At 74.3% G+C, this 16,398-nt stretch carries 16 protein-coding genes; 6 read left to right on the plus strand and 10 right to left on the minus strand.

The features are described 5' to 3' along the window. The first annotated feature begins 88 nt into the window (after window positions 1-88). Window positions 89-466: a hypothetical protein gene (locus tag ACFYML_RS02885; protein WP_387418951.1), complete on the plus strand. Its 378-nt coding sequence runs from the start codon at window positions 89-91 to the stop codon at window positions 464-466. Continuing rightward, a complete protein-coding gene (locus tag ACFYML_RS02890; RefSeq protein WP_387418952.1) occupies window positions 463-1,398 on the plus strand; it encodes a hypothetical protein in 936 nt (311 codons plus the stop codon). The genes ACFYML_RS02885 and ACFYML_RS02890 overlap by 4 nt, the downstream gene beginning before the upstream one ends. An 18-nt stretch (window positions 1,399-1,416) precedes the next feature. On the opposite strand, the gene ACFYML_RS02895 is transcribed toward ACFYML_RS02890, so the two are convergent. Continuing rightward, window positions 1,417-2,442 carry a tetratricopeptide repeat protein gene (locus tag ACFYML_RS02895; protein WP_387418953.1) on the minus strand — a complete coding sequence of 342 codons (1,026 nt, stop codon included), beginning with the start codon at window positions 2,440-2,442 and terminating at the stop codon, window positions 1,417-1,419. A gap of 86 nt (window positions 2,443-2,528) precedes the next feature. Continuing rightward, entirely contained in the window at window positions 2,529-4,316 is a 1,788-nt protein-coding gene (locus tag ACFYML_RS02900; RefSeq protein WP_387418954.1) for an alpha/beta hydrolase, read from the minus strand. Window positions 4,317-4,518: 202 nt separating this feature from the next. Here ACFYML_RS02900 and ACFYML_RS02905 point away from each other — a divergent pair, with 202 nt between their 5' ends. Then, a complete protein-coding gene (locus tag ACFYML_RS02905; protein WP_387418955.1) occupies window positions 4,519-4,845 on the plus strand; it encodes a hypothetical protein in 327 nt (108 codons plus the stop codon). Here ACFYML_RS02905 and ACFYML_RS02910 read toward each other — a convergent pair. The 7 genes from ACFYML_RS02910 to ACFYML_RS02940 all read right to left on the minus strand — a co-directional run bounded on the left by ACFYML_RS02910 (window position 4,832) and on the right by ACFYML_RS02940 (window position 12,660). Continuing rightward, window positions 4,832-6,349, minus strand: coding sequence for a serine/threonine-protein kinase (locus ACFYML_RS02910; RefSeq protein ID WP_387418956.1), 1,518 nt, complete (start codon window positions 6,347-6,349; stop codon window positions 4,832-4,834). The two genes, ACFYML_RS02905 and ACFYML_RS02910, sit on opposite strands and share 14 nt — an antisense overlap. Window positions 6,350-6,379: 30 nt before the next feature. Continuing rightward, window positions 6,380-6,850: a hypothetical protein gene (locus tag ACFYML_RS02915; protein WP_357439424.1), complete on the minus strand. Its 471-nt coding sequence runs from the start codon at window positions 6,848-6,850 to the stop codon at window positions 6,380-6,382. Between the two features lie 187 nt (window positions 6,851-7,037). Next, window positions 7,038-10,610, minus strand: a complete 3,573-nt coding sequence (locus tag ACFYML_RS02920; protein WP_387418957.1) for an adenylate/guanylate cyclase domain-containing protein — start codon at window positions 10,608-10,610, stop codon at window positions 7,038-7,040. Beyond that, complete coding sequence (locus ACFYML_RS02925; RefSeq protein ID WP_387418958.1) at window positions 10,607-11,398, minus strand: MBL fold metallo-hydrolase; 792 nt, start codon at window positions 11,396-11,398, stop codon at window positions 10,607-10,609. The genes ACFYML_RS02920 and ACFYML_RS02925 overlap by 4 nt, the downstream gene beginning before the upstream one ends. A gap of 129 nt (window positions 11,399-11,527) precedes the next feature. Next, on the minus strand, window positions 11,528-11,989 hold the full coding sequence (locus ACFYML_RS02930; RefSeq protein ID WP_387418959.1) for a RidA family protein: 462 nt from the start codon (window positions 11,987-11,989) through the stop codon (window positions 11,528-11,530). 5 nt (window positions 11,990-11,994) lie between these two features. Beyond that, window positions 11,995-12,150, minus strand: coding sequence for a DUF4177 domain-containing protein (locus ACFYML_RS02935; protein ID WP_013736319.1), 156 nt, complete (start codon window positions 12,148-12,150; stop codon window positions 11,995-11,997). Between the two features lie 60 nt (window positions 12,151-12,210). Then, window positions 12,211-12,660 (minus strand): hypothetical protein, encoded by a 450-nt coding sequence (locus ACFYML_RS02940; RefSeq protein ID WP_387418960.1) that lies wholly within the window; start codon window positions 12,658-12,660, stop codon window positions 12,211-12,213. Between the two features lie 346 nt (window positions 12,661-13,006). Here ACFYML_RS02940 and ACFYML_RS02945 point away from each other — a divergent pair, with 346 nt between their 5' ends. The 3 genes from ACFYML_RS02945 to ACFYML_RS02955 are packed head-to-tail and all read left to right on the plus strand — an operon-like array spanning window position 13,007 to window position 15,950. After that, window positions 13,007-13,732 (plus strand): hypothetical protein, encoded by a 726-nt coding sequence (locus ACFYML_RS02945; RefSeq protein ID WP_387418961.1) that lies wholly within the window; start codon window positions 13,007-13,009, stop codon window positions 13,730-13,732. A 34-nt stretch (window positions 13,733-13,766) separates the two neighbouring features. Then, a complete protein-coding gene (locus ACFYML_RS02950) occupies window positions 13,767-14,744 on the plus strand; it encodes an ArsA-related P-loop ATPase (RefSeq protein ID WP_357439407.1) in 978 nt (325 codons plus the stop codon). A 54-nt stretch (window positions 14,745-14,798) separates the two neighbouring features. After that, window positions 14,799-15,950 carry an ArsA family ATPase gene (locus ACFYML_RS02955; RefSeq protein WP_387418962.1) on the plus strand — a complete coding sequence of 384 codons (1,152 nt, stop codon included), beginning with the start codon at window positions 14,799-14,801 and terminating at the stop codon, window positions 15,948-15,950. A gap of 34 nt (window positions 15,951-15,984) precedes the next feature. Here the strand turns inward: ACFYML_RS02955 and ACFYML_RS02960 are convergent, their stop codons facing one another. Further along, window positions 15,985-16,305, minus strand: coding sequence for a WhiB family transcriptional regulator (locus ACFYML_RS02960; RefSeq protein ID WP_046564004.1), 321 nt, complete (start codon window positions 16,303-16,305; stop codon window positions 15,985-15,987). Window positions 16,306-16,398: the final 93 nt, after the last annotated feature.

Genomic DNA, 16,398 nt, shown 5'->3' on the forward strand with positions numbered 1-16,398 from the left:
CACGACCCCCGTCCGGGAATGGTGTGCTGGCTTCCCGCGATCGTTACTGTGACAACGGAAGCACCCAACCGGGGTACGGGGAGCGGCCTTGGAAATCGTTCCGGAGCGCATCGGTCGGCTGTGCCGACAGGCCGGCGGGCAGTTGCGCGAGCATGCCGAGCGGTACGGCGTCGCCGACGTGCTCGACCGGATCGTCGACGCGGTCGGCCAGGGACGCCTGGACGGGCAGCTGGAGGAGGACCTCGACCGGCTCGACGGGGCATTCGCCCGCAACGGCATCGACGGGCTCACCACCGGCGTACGCGGGTTCGAGCCGTGGCTCGGCGGAGGCGGCCATCCGGTGGTCCTCGCCTGGGGCTGTCCGAGTCCGGGACCGTGCCCGAGGAAGGCCCCGATCGACGACGGCGACCGGCCGGTGTGCGGCCTGACCGGCACGCCGTTCGTGGAGAGCCGGACCACGTTGTGAACGCGTTCCTGGCCGAGTTGGGCAAGCAGCTGGTGACCCGGTGGGCAGTGGCGCTGATGCTGCCGGGGGCGCTGTTCGCCGCCGCGGTGGTCCTGGCCCACGTCCTCGGCCACCAGCACGCCGTGGCTCTCCGGATCCTGCCGGTCTGGTTTGCCGGGCTGGCCGGTGGACGCGGCGGGCCCCTGCTGATCACCACGGCCGCGTTCCTGCTCGGTGCGGCGGCGGCCGGGCTCACCGCGCAGTCGGTGGGCGTGTTCGTCTCGTGGACGTGGAGCCTGACCGGATCCGTGCCGGTGCTGCGCCGGCTCGCCGACCGGCGCCGCCGCCGGTGGGAGCGGGCGGACGCCGAGGTGGTGGCGGCCGAGCGGGCGCTCCTCGCGGACACCGCCGACCCAACGGCGCGGGACCGGGCCCGCCGGGCCATCGCCCGCCGCACGGCGGTCTGCCTCGTGGAGCCGGCGCGACCCACCTGGGTCGGTGACCGGCTGCACGCCGCCGACGTACGGGTGCACCGAAGCTACGGGATCGACCTCGCGGCCGTGTGGCCACGACTGTGGCTGCTCCTCCCCGTCGAGGCGCGCGGCGAACTGACGGCGGTGCAGGACCGGTGCGCGTCGGCGGCCCGGCTGGCCGGCTGGGGCGTCCTGTACGCCGCCCTCGGGGCGTTCTGGTGGCCGGCCCTGGCCATCGGCCTGGCGACCCTGCTCATTGCCCGGTACCGCGCCCGCCTCGCCGTGAGCGTGTACGCCGACCTGGTCGAAGCCGCCGTCGACCTGTACGTCCGGGAGTTGGCGGTCCAGCTCGGACTGTCGTGTCCGGACCGGCTCACCCGGGAGGTCGGCGAACAGCTCACCGCGATCGTCCGCAAGGACGGCGTCGTTCCGCACGCCCGCCGGGCCAGATCCGCCGAGCCATCGCCGCCCCGCACCTGACCTGCGGCTCTCGGGCCGTCACGGTTGCCAGGACGGATTGTGCAGGATGGCCAGGTTCTGCCGGGCGTTGACCGCCAGGCTGTGGTCGCCGGCGATCTCCTGCACCGAGTCGAGCACCGTCCAGTACAGGTCGATCGCCCGGTTCCGGTACCCGGCCAGCGCAAGGGTGGCGGCCAGGTTGTTGCGCCGGCCGATGGTGCCGAGGCTGTCCCGCCCGAGGCTCCGCTCGCTGTGCCGGATGTTCTCCGTGTGCAGCTCGATGGCCTGCGCGTACTGGCCGGCGTGCTGGTAACCCACCGCCAGGTTGTTCCGGACGACGAGGGTCAGTTCGCCGTCGCTGCCGTGCAGCTGCTCGGCGGCGGCCACGACCTCCCGCAACACGTCCAGCCCGTCGTCGACCTGCCCGGCTTCGAAGTACGCCTGACCGAGCGCGTTGCGGACCTTCAGGGTGTCCTCGTCGACCGGGCCGAACGCCTGCGCCGCCCCGGCGGCGAGGGGCGCAAGCAGGGCGATGGCCTCGGTGAACCGTCCCCATCGGCGGTGGTCCTCGGCGAGGCTCAGCCGGTACGCCAGCGTGGCACGGTCGCGGACCGCCTCCGCGCCCAGTCCGGCCGCACGCCAGATGTCGAGGGACGCCCGGACCACGTCGAGCGGACCGCCCGCCGTGCGCGGGGGCGGCGGGGGCATGGCGGGCAGGGGCTCGGGCGGCCCTGCCTCGTCCGCCACCCACGCCGCGAGCCGCGCCCGCAGTTCCTCGGCGGGGACGCCGTCGACGTACAACCGGCACACCCCGTGGTCCAGGGACAGGTCCAGGAGCGAACCACCGCCGACCACCAGGCGGAGGTGAGTCAACGCCATGAGGTGGCCGGGGGCTCGGACGTCCAGCCCGCGCAACGTGGGCCAGGCGACGGTCAGGAACTGACGGATCCGCCGGCGTAGCCGGATGCCGGTGCGGTCGAGGACCACGGTGAGCCCCGGTGTCTCGCCCGCCCCGCGCGGATGCCCGCCGAGACAGGTCACCTGGGGTATCGCGAGCGACGACATCACGTCATCCTTTCAGCCGGACGCGCAGATGCCCACGGCCCGGGGTACGGCGAGCGCCCGATCGCCCGCCGTACCCCGGGGGTCCGTCAGCGGACGGTCAGCGTGCCGACCGCAGGCAGCGGCGCGACCACCGGCGGGAGCCGCTTCGGCTCGCCCCGGCCCGGCGCGCCCGCCCGGGCGAGGTCGCTCTTCGACGCGGTCGCCCGCGCGTCCGGCGTCTCCGGCGCGGCCACGAACGGCTGGTCGTCACCGGTGCAGACGGAGCCCTTCGCCGGCAGCGTCCCCTTCACCAGGTACGCGTCGACGGCGCCGGTCACGCAGGCCGAGGTGCCGTACGCGGTGTGGCCCCAGCTGTCGCTGCTGAGCAGGCGGCTGTTGGGCAGTAGCGCCGCCGAGCTGACCGCACCCTGGTAGTTGGTCGCCGGGTCCCAGTAGTTGCCGACCACCAGCACCGGGGCGCTGGTGCGCCGGTTGAACGGGCCGGTGTAGGCGTCCTCGTCCCGCACGGTCCAGGTGTTGCGGGCGCAGGGCGACGTGGCCCACGCCCAGGTCCGCCCGAAGTACGGGGCCCGCTTGTCCTCGTTGGCGGCCAGCGCCGGCCAGGCGTCGGCGCTCTTCGGGTGGTACGCGTCGGTGCAGTCCACCGTCAGGAACGTCTCCAGCCCGTTGTCGTACGGGAAGTCGTAGCCGCGCTGCTTCCGGGCCTGCGTGGCGCGCTCGGCCACCGCGGCCTGCGCCTGCGACCGGCGGGCCGCCGACGCCGACCCCGGATCGGTCAGCACCAGCAGCTCGCTGGTGAGCCCGTCGATGTCCGCCCACCCGTACGGGCTGTACAGCGCGCTGAGGCTGGCGCCGACGAAGTCGGCGTAGCTGATGGTGAACGTGCCCTGGTCCGGATCGTCGATCACCACCGGCTTCTTGCGCAGCCGCTTCGCCACCGTCTCGTACGCGGCGACCGGGTCGCCGGAGGACGCCAGCTCGCACTTGTCCACGCCGGCCTTGGCGCAGCGGACCAGGATCTCGTGCAGCGCCCGGTAAGCGCCGTCGGCGCTGCGCAGCCGGCTCTCCTGCAGCTGGTCGCGGGCCTTGCCCTGGCCGACCCAGGCGTTCGGGTTGAGCACTCCGTCGATGACGAGGGCGCGAACCCGGTCCGGGAACATGTTGGCGTAGTACTGGCCCAGCGCCGTGCCGTAACTGAAGCCCAGGTAGGTCAGCTTCTTGTCGCCGACCGCGCGGCGCAGCACGTCCATGTCGCGGGCCACCTCGGCGGTGGACGCCGCGCCGGTGAGCGGCTTGCCGGTGGTCGAGCAGGCCTTGCCGACCGCCTTGGACGAGGCGATGTACGCCTTCTCCTCGGCCTTCGTCCACGGGAAGGCCACGTTCAGCCCGGCACCCGCCTTCATCTGGTCCTTGACCGAGCGGAAGCATTTGACGTTGTCGCTGGCGGCGACGCCGCGCGGGTCGACGCCGACGATGTCGAAGCGGTCGAGCAGGCTGTCACCGAGGAAGTACGGCGCGGCGAGCGCGATGCTGGTGCCGGAGCCGCCCGGGCCACCCGGGTTGAGGAAGAGGCTGCCGATCTTGTGCTGCTGGTCGCGGGCCTTGACCCGCAGCACCGCGATCTCGGTGCTGGCGCCCTTCGGGTTGTCGTAGTCCAGCGGCAGGCGGACGGTGGCGCACTCGGCGTAGCCGTAGCAGGCGTACCAGTCGAGCTTCGGCGTCGGCACGCGGTCGACCCGGCGCGCCTCGACGGCGCTGGTCCGGTCGGACGCGGCCGGCTGCGCCGTGGCGGCCGCGGCGGGCGTGACCGCCGATCCGGCGAGGACGATGCCGGCGATCCCTGTTGCGGTCAGGGACCGGATTGCACGTGGCATGTGGCTGCCTTCCGGTGGGGAACGGGATCTGTCAAGGTGACCTCGACCCCCGTCACTCTAGGGATCACCGCCAACGCAGGCCGCCCGTCAAACGCGGACTGAACCGACAAATTGCCGATTGATGTAACGAAATTTTCTCGATCGACGCTTTTATCGCTCCCGCCGTCCTCTTGCGAGGGTGGTCTTGGGTCATGCTTGTCGGGTGAGTTCGTTTCCGAAGCCCGATGCGCGGGTGAAGGCCCTCGTCGCGTCCCTGGCGGCGGTGGCGGCGTTGGTGACGCTGGTGGTGTGGCGCCCCGCGGGCATCCGGTCGGTGATCCTGGCCCTGCTCTGCGTGGTGCTCGGGATGATCGCCGGCGTGGCGGTGGCCGCCGCCCGGCAGGCCCCGCGGCAGGCCCGCGGCGACGGCGCCCCGACCGATGACTCGCCGGCACCCGGTGGGCACCCGGTGGACGCCGACACGCTGGAGGCGCTCGATCCCCGGGAGGTCCGGGAACATCGGACGGTGAACGGGCTCAGCGACCGGTGAGGGTCGGCACGGCGAGCGCGTTCACGCCCTGCCCGGCCAGGCAACGGTAGGTGCGGTCCCCGTCCTGGTCGGACGGCGGCAGCACCTCCAGGTTCCACCCGGCCGCCTGGTTGATGCCGCTGACCAGGCGGAAGGTGCTGACATTGCAGACCTGCCGGACGGCGGGATCGGCGGTGACCGCGTGGTGGCCCGCCCCAGCCAGGGTCGCCGGCAGATCACCCTCGGCGTACGTCTCCCAGGTGTGCTGGCCGTCGCACGACACCCGGTCCGCCTCGGCCCGATCGCGGCGCAGCCGTACCGGTCCGAAACACTCCAGTTCGGACGCACAGCGGGCGCCCGCCGGCAGCCGCACCCCGCCGGCCGCGCAGCCCGGCAGCACCTTGCCCGCGTCGACGACCCCGCTGACCGCCGGCGTGGGCGACGCCAGCGGGACGGGCGGGCCGCCGGCCAGCCACGCCCCGAGGCCGGCCGAGGCGGCCAGCGCGAGGACCCCCGCACCGCCGAGGAACCAGCGGCGCCGCCACCGGCGGCCCGGCGTGGGCACGGTCGGGTGGGCGTCGTCCGCCGGCGGGCGCGGGCTCGGCCCGCCGCTGCGCCCCACCGTGTACGGCCGGCCGGTGCCGGGACCGCTGACCGGAAACGCGGAGATCGGGGCGCCGCTGACCGGGGCGGCGCCCGGGTCGAGCGGGAGGGCGGCGAGCATCCCGCCCAACTCCACGGCGGACGGGCGCTCGCCCGGGTCGTTGGACATGCCGAGCCGCAGCACGTCGATCAACTCGTCGGGAATCCCGGGCAGGCCGGGGATCGGCTGGTGGAACATCTCCAGCACGGTGACCAGGCTCGGGTTGCGCTCGGACTGCCAGCGCGGTGGCCGGCCGTGCATCACCGCGTAGAGGGTGGCGCAGAGCGCGTACACGTCGACCGCGGGCGTCGGCGGGCTGTGGTTGAACATCTCCGGCGGCGCGTACGCCGGAGTGAGCACCTCCAGGGTGACCGAGGCGTCCCGCACCTCGGCCAGCACCGCCAGCCCGAAATCGGCCAGCACCGCCGGATTGAAGTGGGAGTAGAGGATGTTGGCCGGCTTGACGTCCCGGTGCAGCACCCCGGCCGCGTGCGAGTGGGCGAGCGCATCGGCGATCTTGACGCCCAGGTCCCGCGTCTCGACCGCGCCCAGCGGCGACGTACGCATCCGCTCCGCGTACGACCCGTCGCAGAGCTCCATGATCAGATACGGATGCTGGTCGACGGTGACCCCGACGTCGAAGAGGTCGACCACGTGCGGATGCGACGACATCTTGCCGGCCGCCCGCGCCTCACGCAGGAAGCGTGCCTGGTCCCGCTCGCTGTCCAGCGTGCGGTTCTCCACCTTGACCGCGACCTCGCGCCCCACGGAGATCTGGGTGGCCCGGTAGACGGTGGCGTAGCCACCCCGGGCAAAGACCCTCAAGTCGGTCAGACCGGGCACGATGGGCAGCCGCAGGGCACCGGGCGGGGTCTCGGTCACGACTCGAAAATACCCAACCAGTCGGGTCGCTCAGCGCACCGCGTCGGCCGCCGGCACGGGGCCGGAGCCGGCGGCGTCGTCGTCCAGGCCGCCCGCGGCGGCCGCCCGCCGGGCGTCCCACCGGAGGCCGACCGCGGTCGCGACCGCACCCAGCCCCTCCCAGGCGGCCACCCCGAAGAACCGGTCCGGGGCGACGTCGGAGAGCACGGCGATGCTGAAGACGGTGAACGTGACCAGCCGGAACCAGACCGTGAACCGGTAGAACGGCCGCCACTCGGTGGCGACGGCGAGCAGGTAGTAGACCCCCATGTTGAACGAGGCCATCGAGGACGCGGTGAGGAACGTGCCGGTGTAGTCACCCGGGGCCCGCTCGGCCGGCACCTCGAAGCCGAGCATGCGCAGCTGCGCCTCCGGCCAGATCAGCCCGAGCGCGCCGAGGAGCAGCGCCAGCACGCCGAAGACCGCCATCGTCCAGCCGGCGCCCGAGCGCGGCAGCCTCATGAGTCCTCCCCACCCACGACCGCCGACGTGTGCGGCCTCCTCGGCCACCGAGGCTAGCCGCCACCCGCGCCGCCCACATCCCCGAAACCGCCAAAACTGCCCGCACCGCCCCACACGTAGCGGCAGATTCACAGCGGGCGTGGCGCGTTTTCCGTGAAACTGCGCGGACCTCGGCGCGGGGGGTGGGTCAGGGGGTCAGGCGGGTGAGGAGCGCGTCGGCGATCGCCCGCTCGCTGCGCTGCTCGGTGGCGTACGCCAGGCGTACCGCCTCTTCGGCGCTGGCCAGCGCCTCGGCCGGGCGGTCGCACGCGGCCAGCGTCTCGGCCAGCACGCAGGCCCCGATCACCTGGCTGCGAACGTCCTCGGCCGGGGCGGCGACCGCCCGCTGCGCCCAGTCCAGCGCCTGCACCGGCTGGCCGTGGGCGAGCAGCGCGGAGGCGTACCGGGCCATGGTCTGGCGGCGGGAGAAGAGCAGCGAGGGGGTGTGGGCGGCGGCGGTGGCGACCGGGGCGAGCAGCCCCACCGCGGTCGCCGGATCGTCGTCGGCGAGCCGGGCCAGGGCGAGCAGCACCCGGGGCGCCACCTGGGCGGGGGCCTGCGGGTTGTGCGGCTCCACCGTGGTGAGCACCGACCGGGCCGACTGCTCGGCGGTCTCCCAGTCGCCCAGGTCCAGCGCCACGAACCCGCGCAGCGTGCCGGCCATCCCGGTGAGCAGCGGGTGCGACGTCCGGCCGGCGTACGCGAGGGCGTCGGTGAGCAGGTCGGCGGCGTGCTCCGGCTCGCCCAGCCCGCGTGCCACCACACCGCGTACCACCAGGGCGAAGCCCTGCCCCCAGTCGTCGCCGACCTCGGCGAAGTCCCGGTACGCGCGCCGCGCCGCCCGGTCCGCCTCGGCCAGCTCACCCAACTCCGCGGTGGCGTACGCCTCGACCGCGCGCAGCGTGCCGACCGCCCACGCCTCGCCGACCCGCTCGCCGAACGGGAGAAAGACCTGCGCCATCCGGCAGGCCTCCCGGAGCCGGCCGGCGAGCAGCCGGGCGAACGCGGTGGTGCCGCGCAGCCAGGCCCGACCGTACGGGTCCTTCAGCTCGGCGAAGAGCCGGGCGGCCCGGCCGAGCACCGCGTCGGTGCCGGCGAAGTCGCCCCGGGTGGTGGTCACCCAGGCCAGGTTCTGCAACGACCAGGCCTGTCCGCGCGGGTCCTTCGCGGCGAGGCTGACCTGGTAGGAGGCGGCCAGCCGGCTGCTCGCCTGGCCGAGCCGGCCGGCGACGAAATCGGCCATGCCGAGCCGGCGCATCGCCGAGGCACGCATCGTCGGCAGCTCGGCCGCCGTGGCCACCTGAAGGGCCTCCTGCCAGCAGCGTTCCGTCCGGGCCTGATCGCCGAGGGTCTGGTGGGCCTGCCCGGCGAGCAGCAGGGCACCGGCCCGGGTGGTCGCGTCGCCGGTGTTGGCCGCGATCTTCTCCGCGAAGGCGAGCGCGTCGTGGGGGCGGCCGACCTGGAGCAGGGCCCGGGCGTGCACCACCTGGTCGGCCAGCGGCACGCCGTCGCGGGCCAGCTCGGCGGCGCGCTCGGCGTACTCGACGGCCAGGGCCGGCTCCCCGGAGCGCAGCGCGCGGCGGGCGGCCCGGCCGAGCGCGGCGACGCCCAGCGGGGCCACCGCGCGGGCCGGTGCGTCGGGGCGCAGCTTCACCGCGTCGGCGAGCGCAGCGGCCCGCGCCACGTGTTCGGCCACGAAGTCGTCCCGGGCCGCCTCGCTGAACCCACCGGGCAGGGCGGCGCCGTCGGCGCTCTCCGGGGCGGCCCAGCGGGCCAGCGCCGCGTGCCGCTCGGCCAGCTCCGCCTTGCTCACCCCCGCGTACGCGGCCTCGCGCATCAGCGGGGTGGCGAAGGCGAAGCCGGTGCGGGTGCGGTGCAGCATCCGGCGCTGCAGCAACTCCTCCACGGCCCGCTCCAGCTCGACCGCGACCACCGCCGCCGGGCGCCCGTCCCGGCCGGTGCGCTGCTCGCGGAGCGCCTCCAGGGTGCCGGCCGGCACGGTGTCGCCGACCACCGCCGCGTCGCGCAGCACCGAGCGGGCGTCCACCGGCAGCGCGTCGATCCGCGCCGCGAGCACGGCGGCCAGGTCCCGGGAGAGCAGCCGGCTGCCCAGCGAGCCGGGTGCCAGCCGCCAGCCACCGGGAACGTCCCGGTCCGCGCCCGCGGTCAGCGCGCCCCGCTCCATCAGCAGGGTGACCAGCTCGGCCAGGTAGAACGGGTTGCCCTGGGCGGTGGCCAGCAGCCGGTCGGCGTCGGCCTGGGGCAGCTTCCCGCCCCCCAGATAGCTGGTGAGCAGTCGGGCCGCGTCGGCACCGCGCAGCGGCGGCAGCGCGTGCACCTCGGCGTCCGCGACCCGGGTCAGCGCGCCGGCGGTACGCACCAGCTCCGGGCGGCCGAGCAGCAGCACCAGCACCGGGCCGGTGAGCCGGTTGAGGGTCACGCCGAGTGCGTTGACGGTCTCGGCGGTGGCGTCGTGCAGGTCGTCCACCACGATCACCAGTGGCGCCTCGACCGCGAGCGCGCTGAGCAGGCCGGTGACCGCGTTCGGCACCGCCTCGGCGTCCGGCGGCGGGGCGGCCGGGTTCCACTCGCCGTTGCCGGTGGCGGGCGGGAGTTCGGCGTAGCCGAGCAGCGCGAGGAGCTGGTCGACGGCGAGCGGGGGCAGGTCGCCGGGGAGCCGGCCGAGCCGCTGGCCGAGCCGGCGTAGCCGCTCCTCCACGGCCGGACGGGTGAGCGCGGTGGCGGCGTCGTTGGGCAGACCGACCGCGGCCCGGACCAGATCGGCCAGCGGGGCGAGCCGACGCCGCTCGCCGAACGCGGCGCAGCGTACGGAGAGCACCCGGGCACCGGTGTGCGCGGCGTACCGGCCGGCGCCCACGTCGTAGCCGGCGGCGAGGCGTTCCACCTCGGCGGCGAACCGGGACTTGCCGATCCCCGCCTCGGCGGTCATCAGCAGCACCCGGGGCTCGCCCCGGTCGATCACCTCGGCGAGCCGGCCGGCGACCCGGCCGATCTCGGTCTCCCGGCCCACGAAGGGCGCCTCGTCGCCGAGACCGGACCGGGTGCCCGGCGCGTCCAGGAGACCCAGCAGCTCGTACGCCTCGACCGGCTCGCGCTTGCCCTTGAGCCGCAGCGGGCGCAGCGCCCGCCAGGAGGCGACGTGCCGGGTGGCGGCGGCGGTCCGCCCACCGGCGTAGACCGCACCGACCGCGGCGGCGTCGGCGAGCCGGGCCGCGGTGTTCACCGTGTCGCCGATGACGGTGTATTCGATCGCCGCCTGGATGCCGGCGATCACGTCGCCGGTGTTCAGCCCGACCCGCAGGCCGAGCGGCGCACCGCCGCCCCGCTCGTCGTCGAGCACCCGGCGGACGGCCCGCTGCATGGAGAGCGCCGCCCGGACCGCGCGCTCGGCGTCGTCCTCGTGCGCGACGGGCGCACCGAAGACCGCCATGATCCCGTCGCCGGTGAGCTTGTCGACGTGGCCGCCGAAGGTCTTGACCGCGCCGGCGAGGGCGGCGAGCACCCGGTCGGTCACCGCGCCGACCCGTTCCGGGTCGAGGTCCTCGGACCAGGAGGTGAAGTCGGAGAGGTCGCCGAAGAGCACGGTGACCACCCGCCGTTCGGCAGCGGGCAGCGTCGCGGCGGCCGGCAGCGCAGCCCCGCAGTTGTGGCAGAACCGCGCGCCGGGTACGGCGACGGTTCCGCACACCGGGCAGGTCACGGCTGCTCCACTCCGAGGTACTCGAGCTGCGCGCGGACCGACCACTCGGCGGCCCACCAGAGCGACCGGTCGACGTCGGCGTACACCTTGGCGACCACCTCGGGCGCGGTGGTGGCGCCCGCGGCGACCGCCGCGCGGACCTGGTCGAGCCGGGCCCGGCGGTGGGCGAGGTAGAAGTCGGCCGCCGCGCCGCAGTCGGCCAGCGCCGGGCCGTGCCCCGGCAGCGCCGGCACCCCCCGGTACGTCGACAGCAGCTCCAGGCTGGTCAGGTAGTCCCCGAGGTGCCCGTCAGGGTGGGCGACCACGGTGGTGCCCCGACCCAGGATGGTGTCGCCGGTGAGGACCACCCGCTCGTCGCCGTGCTCGACCAGGAAGCAGACCGAGTCGGCGGTGTGTCCCGGGGTGGCCAGCAGGCGGATCTCCAGGCCCGAGCCGTCGACGGGCCCGGTCAGCGGCTCACCGCCGATGGTGTGCGCCGGGTCGGCGGCGCGGACGGGCGCGCCGCCGAGCAGCTCGTGCAGCTGGGCCGACCCCTCGGTGTGGTCCGGGTGCCCGTGGGTGATCAGCACGGACCCGACCGGCCCGTGCGCCGCGATCGCGGCCAGGTGCTCCTCGTCGGCCGGGCCCGGATCGACGACGACCGCGTGCTCGGCGCCGGGGGCGCGCAGCACCCAGGTGTTGGTGCCGTCGAGCGTCATCGGCCCCGGGTTCGGGGCGCGCAGCAGCGTCACCCACCCCGGCAGCTCGTCCGCGAGGGCACCTGCCGCCCCGGTCACATGCCCGCCCATGGCAGCGATCGTACGACCCCGCCCGCCGCTCCCCGCGATCTTGCAGCTCTGGCCTGTGATTTGTGGTCGTTCACGGCTTTCGCTGGGCCGGAACCAGCAAGATCACGGGGATGGAGCGTGAGCGGCGGCTCAGCCGACCTCGACGATGACCTCGACCTCGACGGGGGCGTCGAGCGGCAACTCGGCGACGCCGACCGCGCTGCGGGCGTGCCGGCCGGCCTCGCCGAAGACCGCGAGGAACAGGTCGGAGGCACCGTTGATCACGCCCGGCTGGCCGGTGAAGCCCGGCGCGCTGGCCACGAAGCCGGTCAGCTTCACGATCTTGACCACGTTCTCCAGCCCGACCAGCGAGTCGATCGCGGCGATGGCGTTCAGCGCGCACCGCTGCGCCAGGTCCTTCGCCTGGTCGGCGGAGACGCCGTTGCCGACCTTGCCGGTGGCGAGCAGCTTGCCCTCCGCCATCGGCAACTGGCCGGAGACATAGACGTGCTGCCCGGACTGGACGGCCGGCACGTAGCTGGCCACCGGCGGCACCACCTCGGGCAGGCTCAGGCCGAGTTCAGCGAGCTTCGCGTGCGGTCCGTTCGCCATGCCGGTCACGCCTTCGGCCGCTTGAGGTAGGCGACCAGCTGCTCCGGGTTCGGGCCGGGAACCACGGAGACCAGCTCCCAGCCATCCTCGCCCCAGTTGTCGAGGATCTGCTTGGTCGCATGGACCAGCAGCGGGACCGTGGCGTATTCCCACTTCTGCATCAGGTAAAGGCTCCCTTGCCTGGCGTGGATTCGTCAGGCACAGCCTACGGGCCGACGGTGTCAGCGGGACGCCGGACGTTGCCCCGGCGTCGAGGGCGGCTCGCCACAGGGGCCCTCGTGCTCGTACGGCTGGGGGCAACGGGACCGGTCGGGCAGCGGCAGGTCGCAGAAGACGCGGTGCCGGTTGTTCTGGTCGTCCGCCGTGGAGACCGTCGTCTCACCGGCGTCCAGTTCGCTGAGGAAGCCGAGCGAGGTGGCCACGGTGCCGGCGAGCGCGGTGGCCGCCGCCAGGTCGGCGACCCGGACCGGCAGGTGGATGACGTACCCGGGCTCCTCCTCGTCCCGAACCCGGTCGCCTGACCGGACCAGCGTGCGGAGCGCCTCAACCGGGTGGCGGTACGACCGCTCGTTGAACGGCAGCGCCAGACCGATCGCGTCGGCATCACCGGGCCGCCCCACCCGGTCAGCGGGGACGAACTGGGCTCGAGGGGTGTTCTCCGCGTCGCGCATGCGATCCTCCGGGCGTCGTACCTGCTCACCGTCAGCACCATCCGGCTCGGACCCACCGCCGCTCCGGTCCCGCGTCGCGACGAACGTAGGACCTGATGGCAGTCCCAGCAACGGGACGCGCAGGCGCGATCACGTTCAGTCACATATGCGACACATCTCTCGACCGGAATGCGACGGCAGGACCGCCTCCGACCCGCTCGTGCGGGCGACGGGCCGGTACGCGGGGCAGGCAAGGCGCCCATCGACCGCTACCCTTCCGATCTGGACGGGCGCCAGCGCTCGCCCGCCACGCTGGTCCACGTGTCCGCCGCCTGGGGCGGCGGCGCGCCGCACCCCGGGGGATGACATGACCCAACCGCCCATCGGTGGCGCCGCCGGTTCTCCCGGCGGTCCGTCCCACCAGGAGCCGCCCGCCGGCGCCGCGCCGCCTCCCGGGGCGGCGTACCCCCCGCCGCCCCCCGGGGCATTCCCCGCGCCGCCGTACCCCCCGCCGGCCCCCGGGGCATTCCCCGCGCCGCCCCCTGCGGCCTACCCCCCGCCCGCTTCCGGGGCGTACCCCCCGCCGGGCCCGGGGGCGTTCCCCGCGCCGGCGCCCGGCTACCCGCCACCGCCGGCGCCGGCGGCTCCGAAGAAGCGGCGCGGGCTGCTGATCACCTCGATCGTGCTGGCCGCGGCGATCCTGCTCTGTGGCGGTGGCGGCACCGCCGCGTTCCTGACTCTGCGCAAAGCCGAGGAGGGGAAGGGCGCGAAGGAGCCGGCGGTCGCCGTGGACGGCTTCCTCACCGCTGTCTACAAGGACCAGGACGCCCGGAAGGCGGCCACCTTCGTCTGCTCCGCCGCGCGGGACGACAAGAAGATCGCCGCCAAGGTCGCCGAGGTGCGGAAGTACGCGACGCAGTACCAGAACCCCCGGTTCCGCTGGACCACGCCGAAGGTGGACAACCAGACCGGGGAGCGGGCGACGGTGACCACCAAGGTCACCATGACCACCTCCGACGAGAAGGTCGCCGACCAGGAGTTGCGCTTCACCGTGGTGCAGAAGACGGGTTGGTGGGTCTGCGAGGTCGGCTGAGCCGGGCGGCCGGCACGCGCTCTAAGCTCAACGGGTGGCAGCAGCTGAGCACCCGGCCGAACCGGCCGGCACCGCATGGCCGGCCCGCCTGCACGTGGTGACCGGGAAGGGCGGTACGGGCAAGACCAGCGTGGCCGCGGCGCTGGCCCTCGGGCTGGCCGCCGGCGGCCGGCGCACCCTGCTGGTCGAGGTGGAGGGGCGGCAGGGCATCGCCCAGCTCTTCGGCACCGATCCGCTGCCCTACGAGGAGCGGCACCTGACCGACGCCCGGGGCGGCGGCGAGGTGCGGGCCCTGGCGGTGGACGCCGAGGAGGCGCTCCTCGAGTACCTGGACATGTTCTACAAGCTCGGCGCGGCCGGCCGGGCGCTGCGCAAGTTCGGCGCCATCGACTTCGCCACCACCATCGCCCCGGGCCTGCGGGACGTGCTGCTCACCGGCAAGGTGAAGGAGGCGACCACCCGCACCAACGGCCAGCGCCGGGCGTACGACGCGGTGGTGCTGGACGCGCCGCCGACCGGGCGGATCGGCCGCTTCCTCAACGTCACCGCGGAGACCGCCCGGCTGGCCAAGGTCGGCCCGATCAAGACCCAGAGCGAGGGGGTCGCCGTGCTGCTCCGCTCGCCCATGGCGGCGGTGCACGTGGTGACACTGCTCGAGGAGATGCCAGTCCAGGAGACGGTCGACGCGATCGCCGAGCTGACCCAGCTGGGCTTCCCGGTCGGCCGGGTGATCGTCAACGGCGCCCGGCCGCCGGTGCCGACCGGCCGCGCGGTGACCTCCGCCGAGCTGAAGCGGGGGCTGGCGGCCGCCGGCCTGCCGACCGACGCGCGCACCGTCGCGGCCCTCACCGGCGAGGCGCGCGACCAGCAGGTACGCCGGGAGCTGGAGGACTCGCTCCGGGGCGACCTGGTGGAGTTGGGGCTGCCCCTGACCGAGCTGCCGCTGCTCCCCGACGGGGTCGACCGGGCCGGACTGGAGACGCTGGCCGAGGCGCTCGTCCGGGCGGATTGACTCACACCTGCGGCCGGCACGGAGCAGAGAGGCCCGGAAGACCGATACGCTCGATTGGTGCCTTCCGAAGACGCGGCGCCACCCCTGGACGTCGACCAGATCCTCGCCGACCCCGGCGTACGGATCGTGGTGTGCTGCGGGGCGGGCGGAGTGGGCAAGACCACCACGGCGGCCGCGTTGGCGCTGCGGGCCGCCGAGCGGCACGGCCGGCGGACGGTGGTGCTCACCATCGACCCGGCCCGCCGGCTGGCCCAGTCGCTCGGCCTGACCGAACTGGACAACACCCCGCGCCAGGTGAAGGGCATCGACGTCGAGGCCAGCGGCGGCGAGCTGCACGCCATGATGCTCGACATGAAGCGCACCTTCGACGACGTGGTGCTCCAGCACACCGATCCGGCGAAGGCGGCGGAGATCTTCGCCAACCCCTTCTACCAGGCCATGAGCTCCACCTTCGCCGGTACCCAGGAGTACATGGCGATGGAGAAGCTGGGTCAGCTGCACGCCCGGGGCGAGTGGGACCTGATCGTGGTGGACACCCCGCCGTCCCGTTCGGCGCTGGACTTCCTGGACGCGCCGGCCCGGCTCTCCCGGTTCCTCGACGGCCGGATGCTGCGGCTGCTGCTCGCCCCGGCCCGCAGCGGGGGGCGGAGCATGTTCAGCTTCGTGACGGCCGGCTTCGGGATGTTCTCCAAGGCCGTGCAGAAGGTGCTCGGGGCGCAGCTGCTCACCGACCTCTCCGGCTTCGTCGCCGCGCTGGACTCGATGTTCGGCGGTTTCCGGCAGCGGGCCGAGCAGACGTACCGGATCCTGCAGGCACGGGAGACGGCGTTCCTGCTGGTCGCGGCGCCGGAGCCGGACGCGGTGCGGGAGGCCGCCTACTTCGCGGGCCGGCTGCGCGAGGAGCACATGCCGCTGGCCGGCCTGGTACTCAACCGGGTGCACCGGCCGGCGGTGCCGGAGCTCAGCGCGGCCGACAGCCGGGCCGCCGCGGCCCGGCTGGAGGAGGCCGGCGGGCACGAGGGCACCGTCGAGGTGTTGCGGGCCCACGCGGCGCTGGCCCAGCAGGCGGTACGCGAGCAGCGGGTGGCGGCCCGGTTCACCGAGGCGTTCCCGGCCGTGCCGACGGTGTCGGTGACGGCGCAGCCCGCCGACGTGCACGACGTCGACGGGCTGCGGACGATCGGCGAGGCGATCAGCCAACGGTGAGCCGCGGTGACCGACGGGCCGGACGGCGCGGCGGTCAGTTCGCGGTGGTCACCAGGACCTTGTCCTTGCCGGCCTTCTCCTTGGCGTTCTTCTTCATGGCCGCCTCGAACATCTTCCGCCAACTGGTCACCTGCGGGTGGCGGCGCAGCAACGCCCGGCGTTCGCGTTCGGTCATGCCACCCCACACCCCGAACTCGATCCGGTTGTCGAGCGCGTCGGCCAGGCACTCGTACCGCACGGGGCAGCTCCGGCAGATCCGCTTCGCCACGTTCTGTTCAGCGCCCTGTACGAACAACGCATCCGGGTCACCGTTCTGACACGCCGCCAGTGACGGCCAGTCAGTGATCATGCCCATGTGTAAACGTCCCCCCTTGCAGTACCTACCGACGTCACGCGACCAGCCGTCGAACTCCCCCCGGTCGTCCGGCCTGCCTCCCCAAGGCGGCAC

The organism is Micromonospora sp. NPDC007230, assembly GCF_042869115.1.
Lineage (GTDB): Bacteria > Actinomycetota > Actinomycetes > Mycobacteriales > Micromonosporaceae > Micromonospora.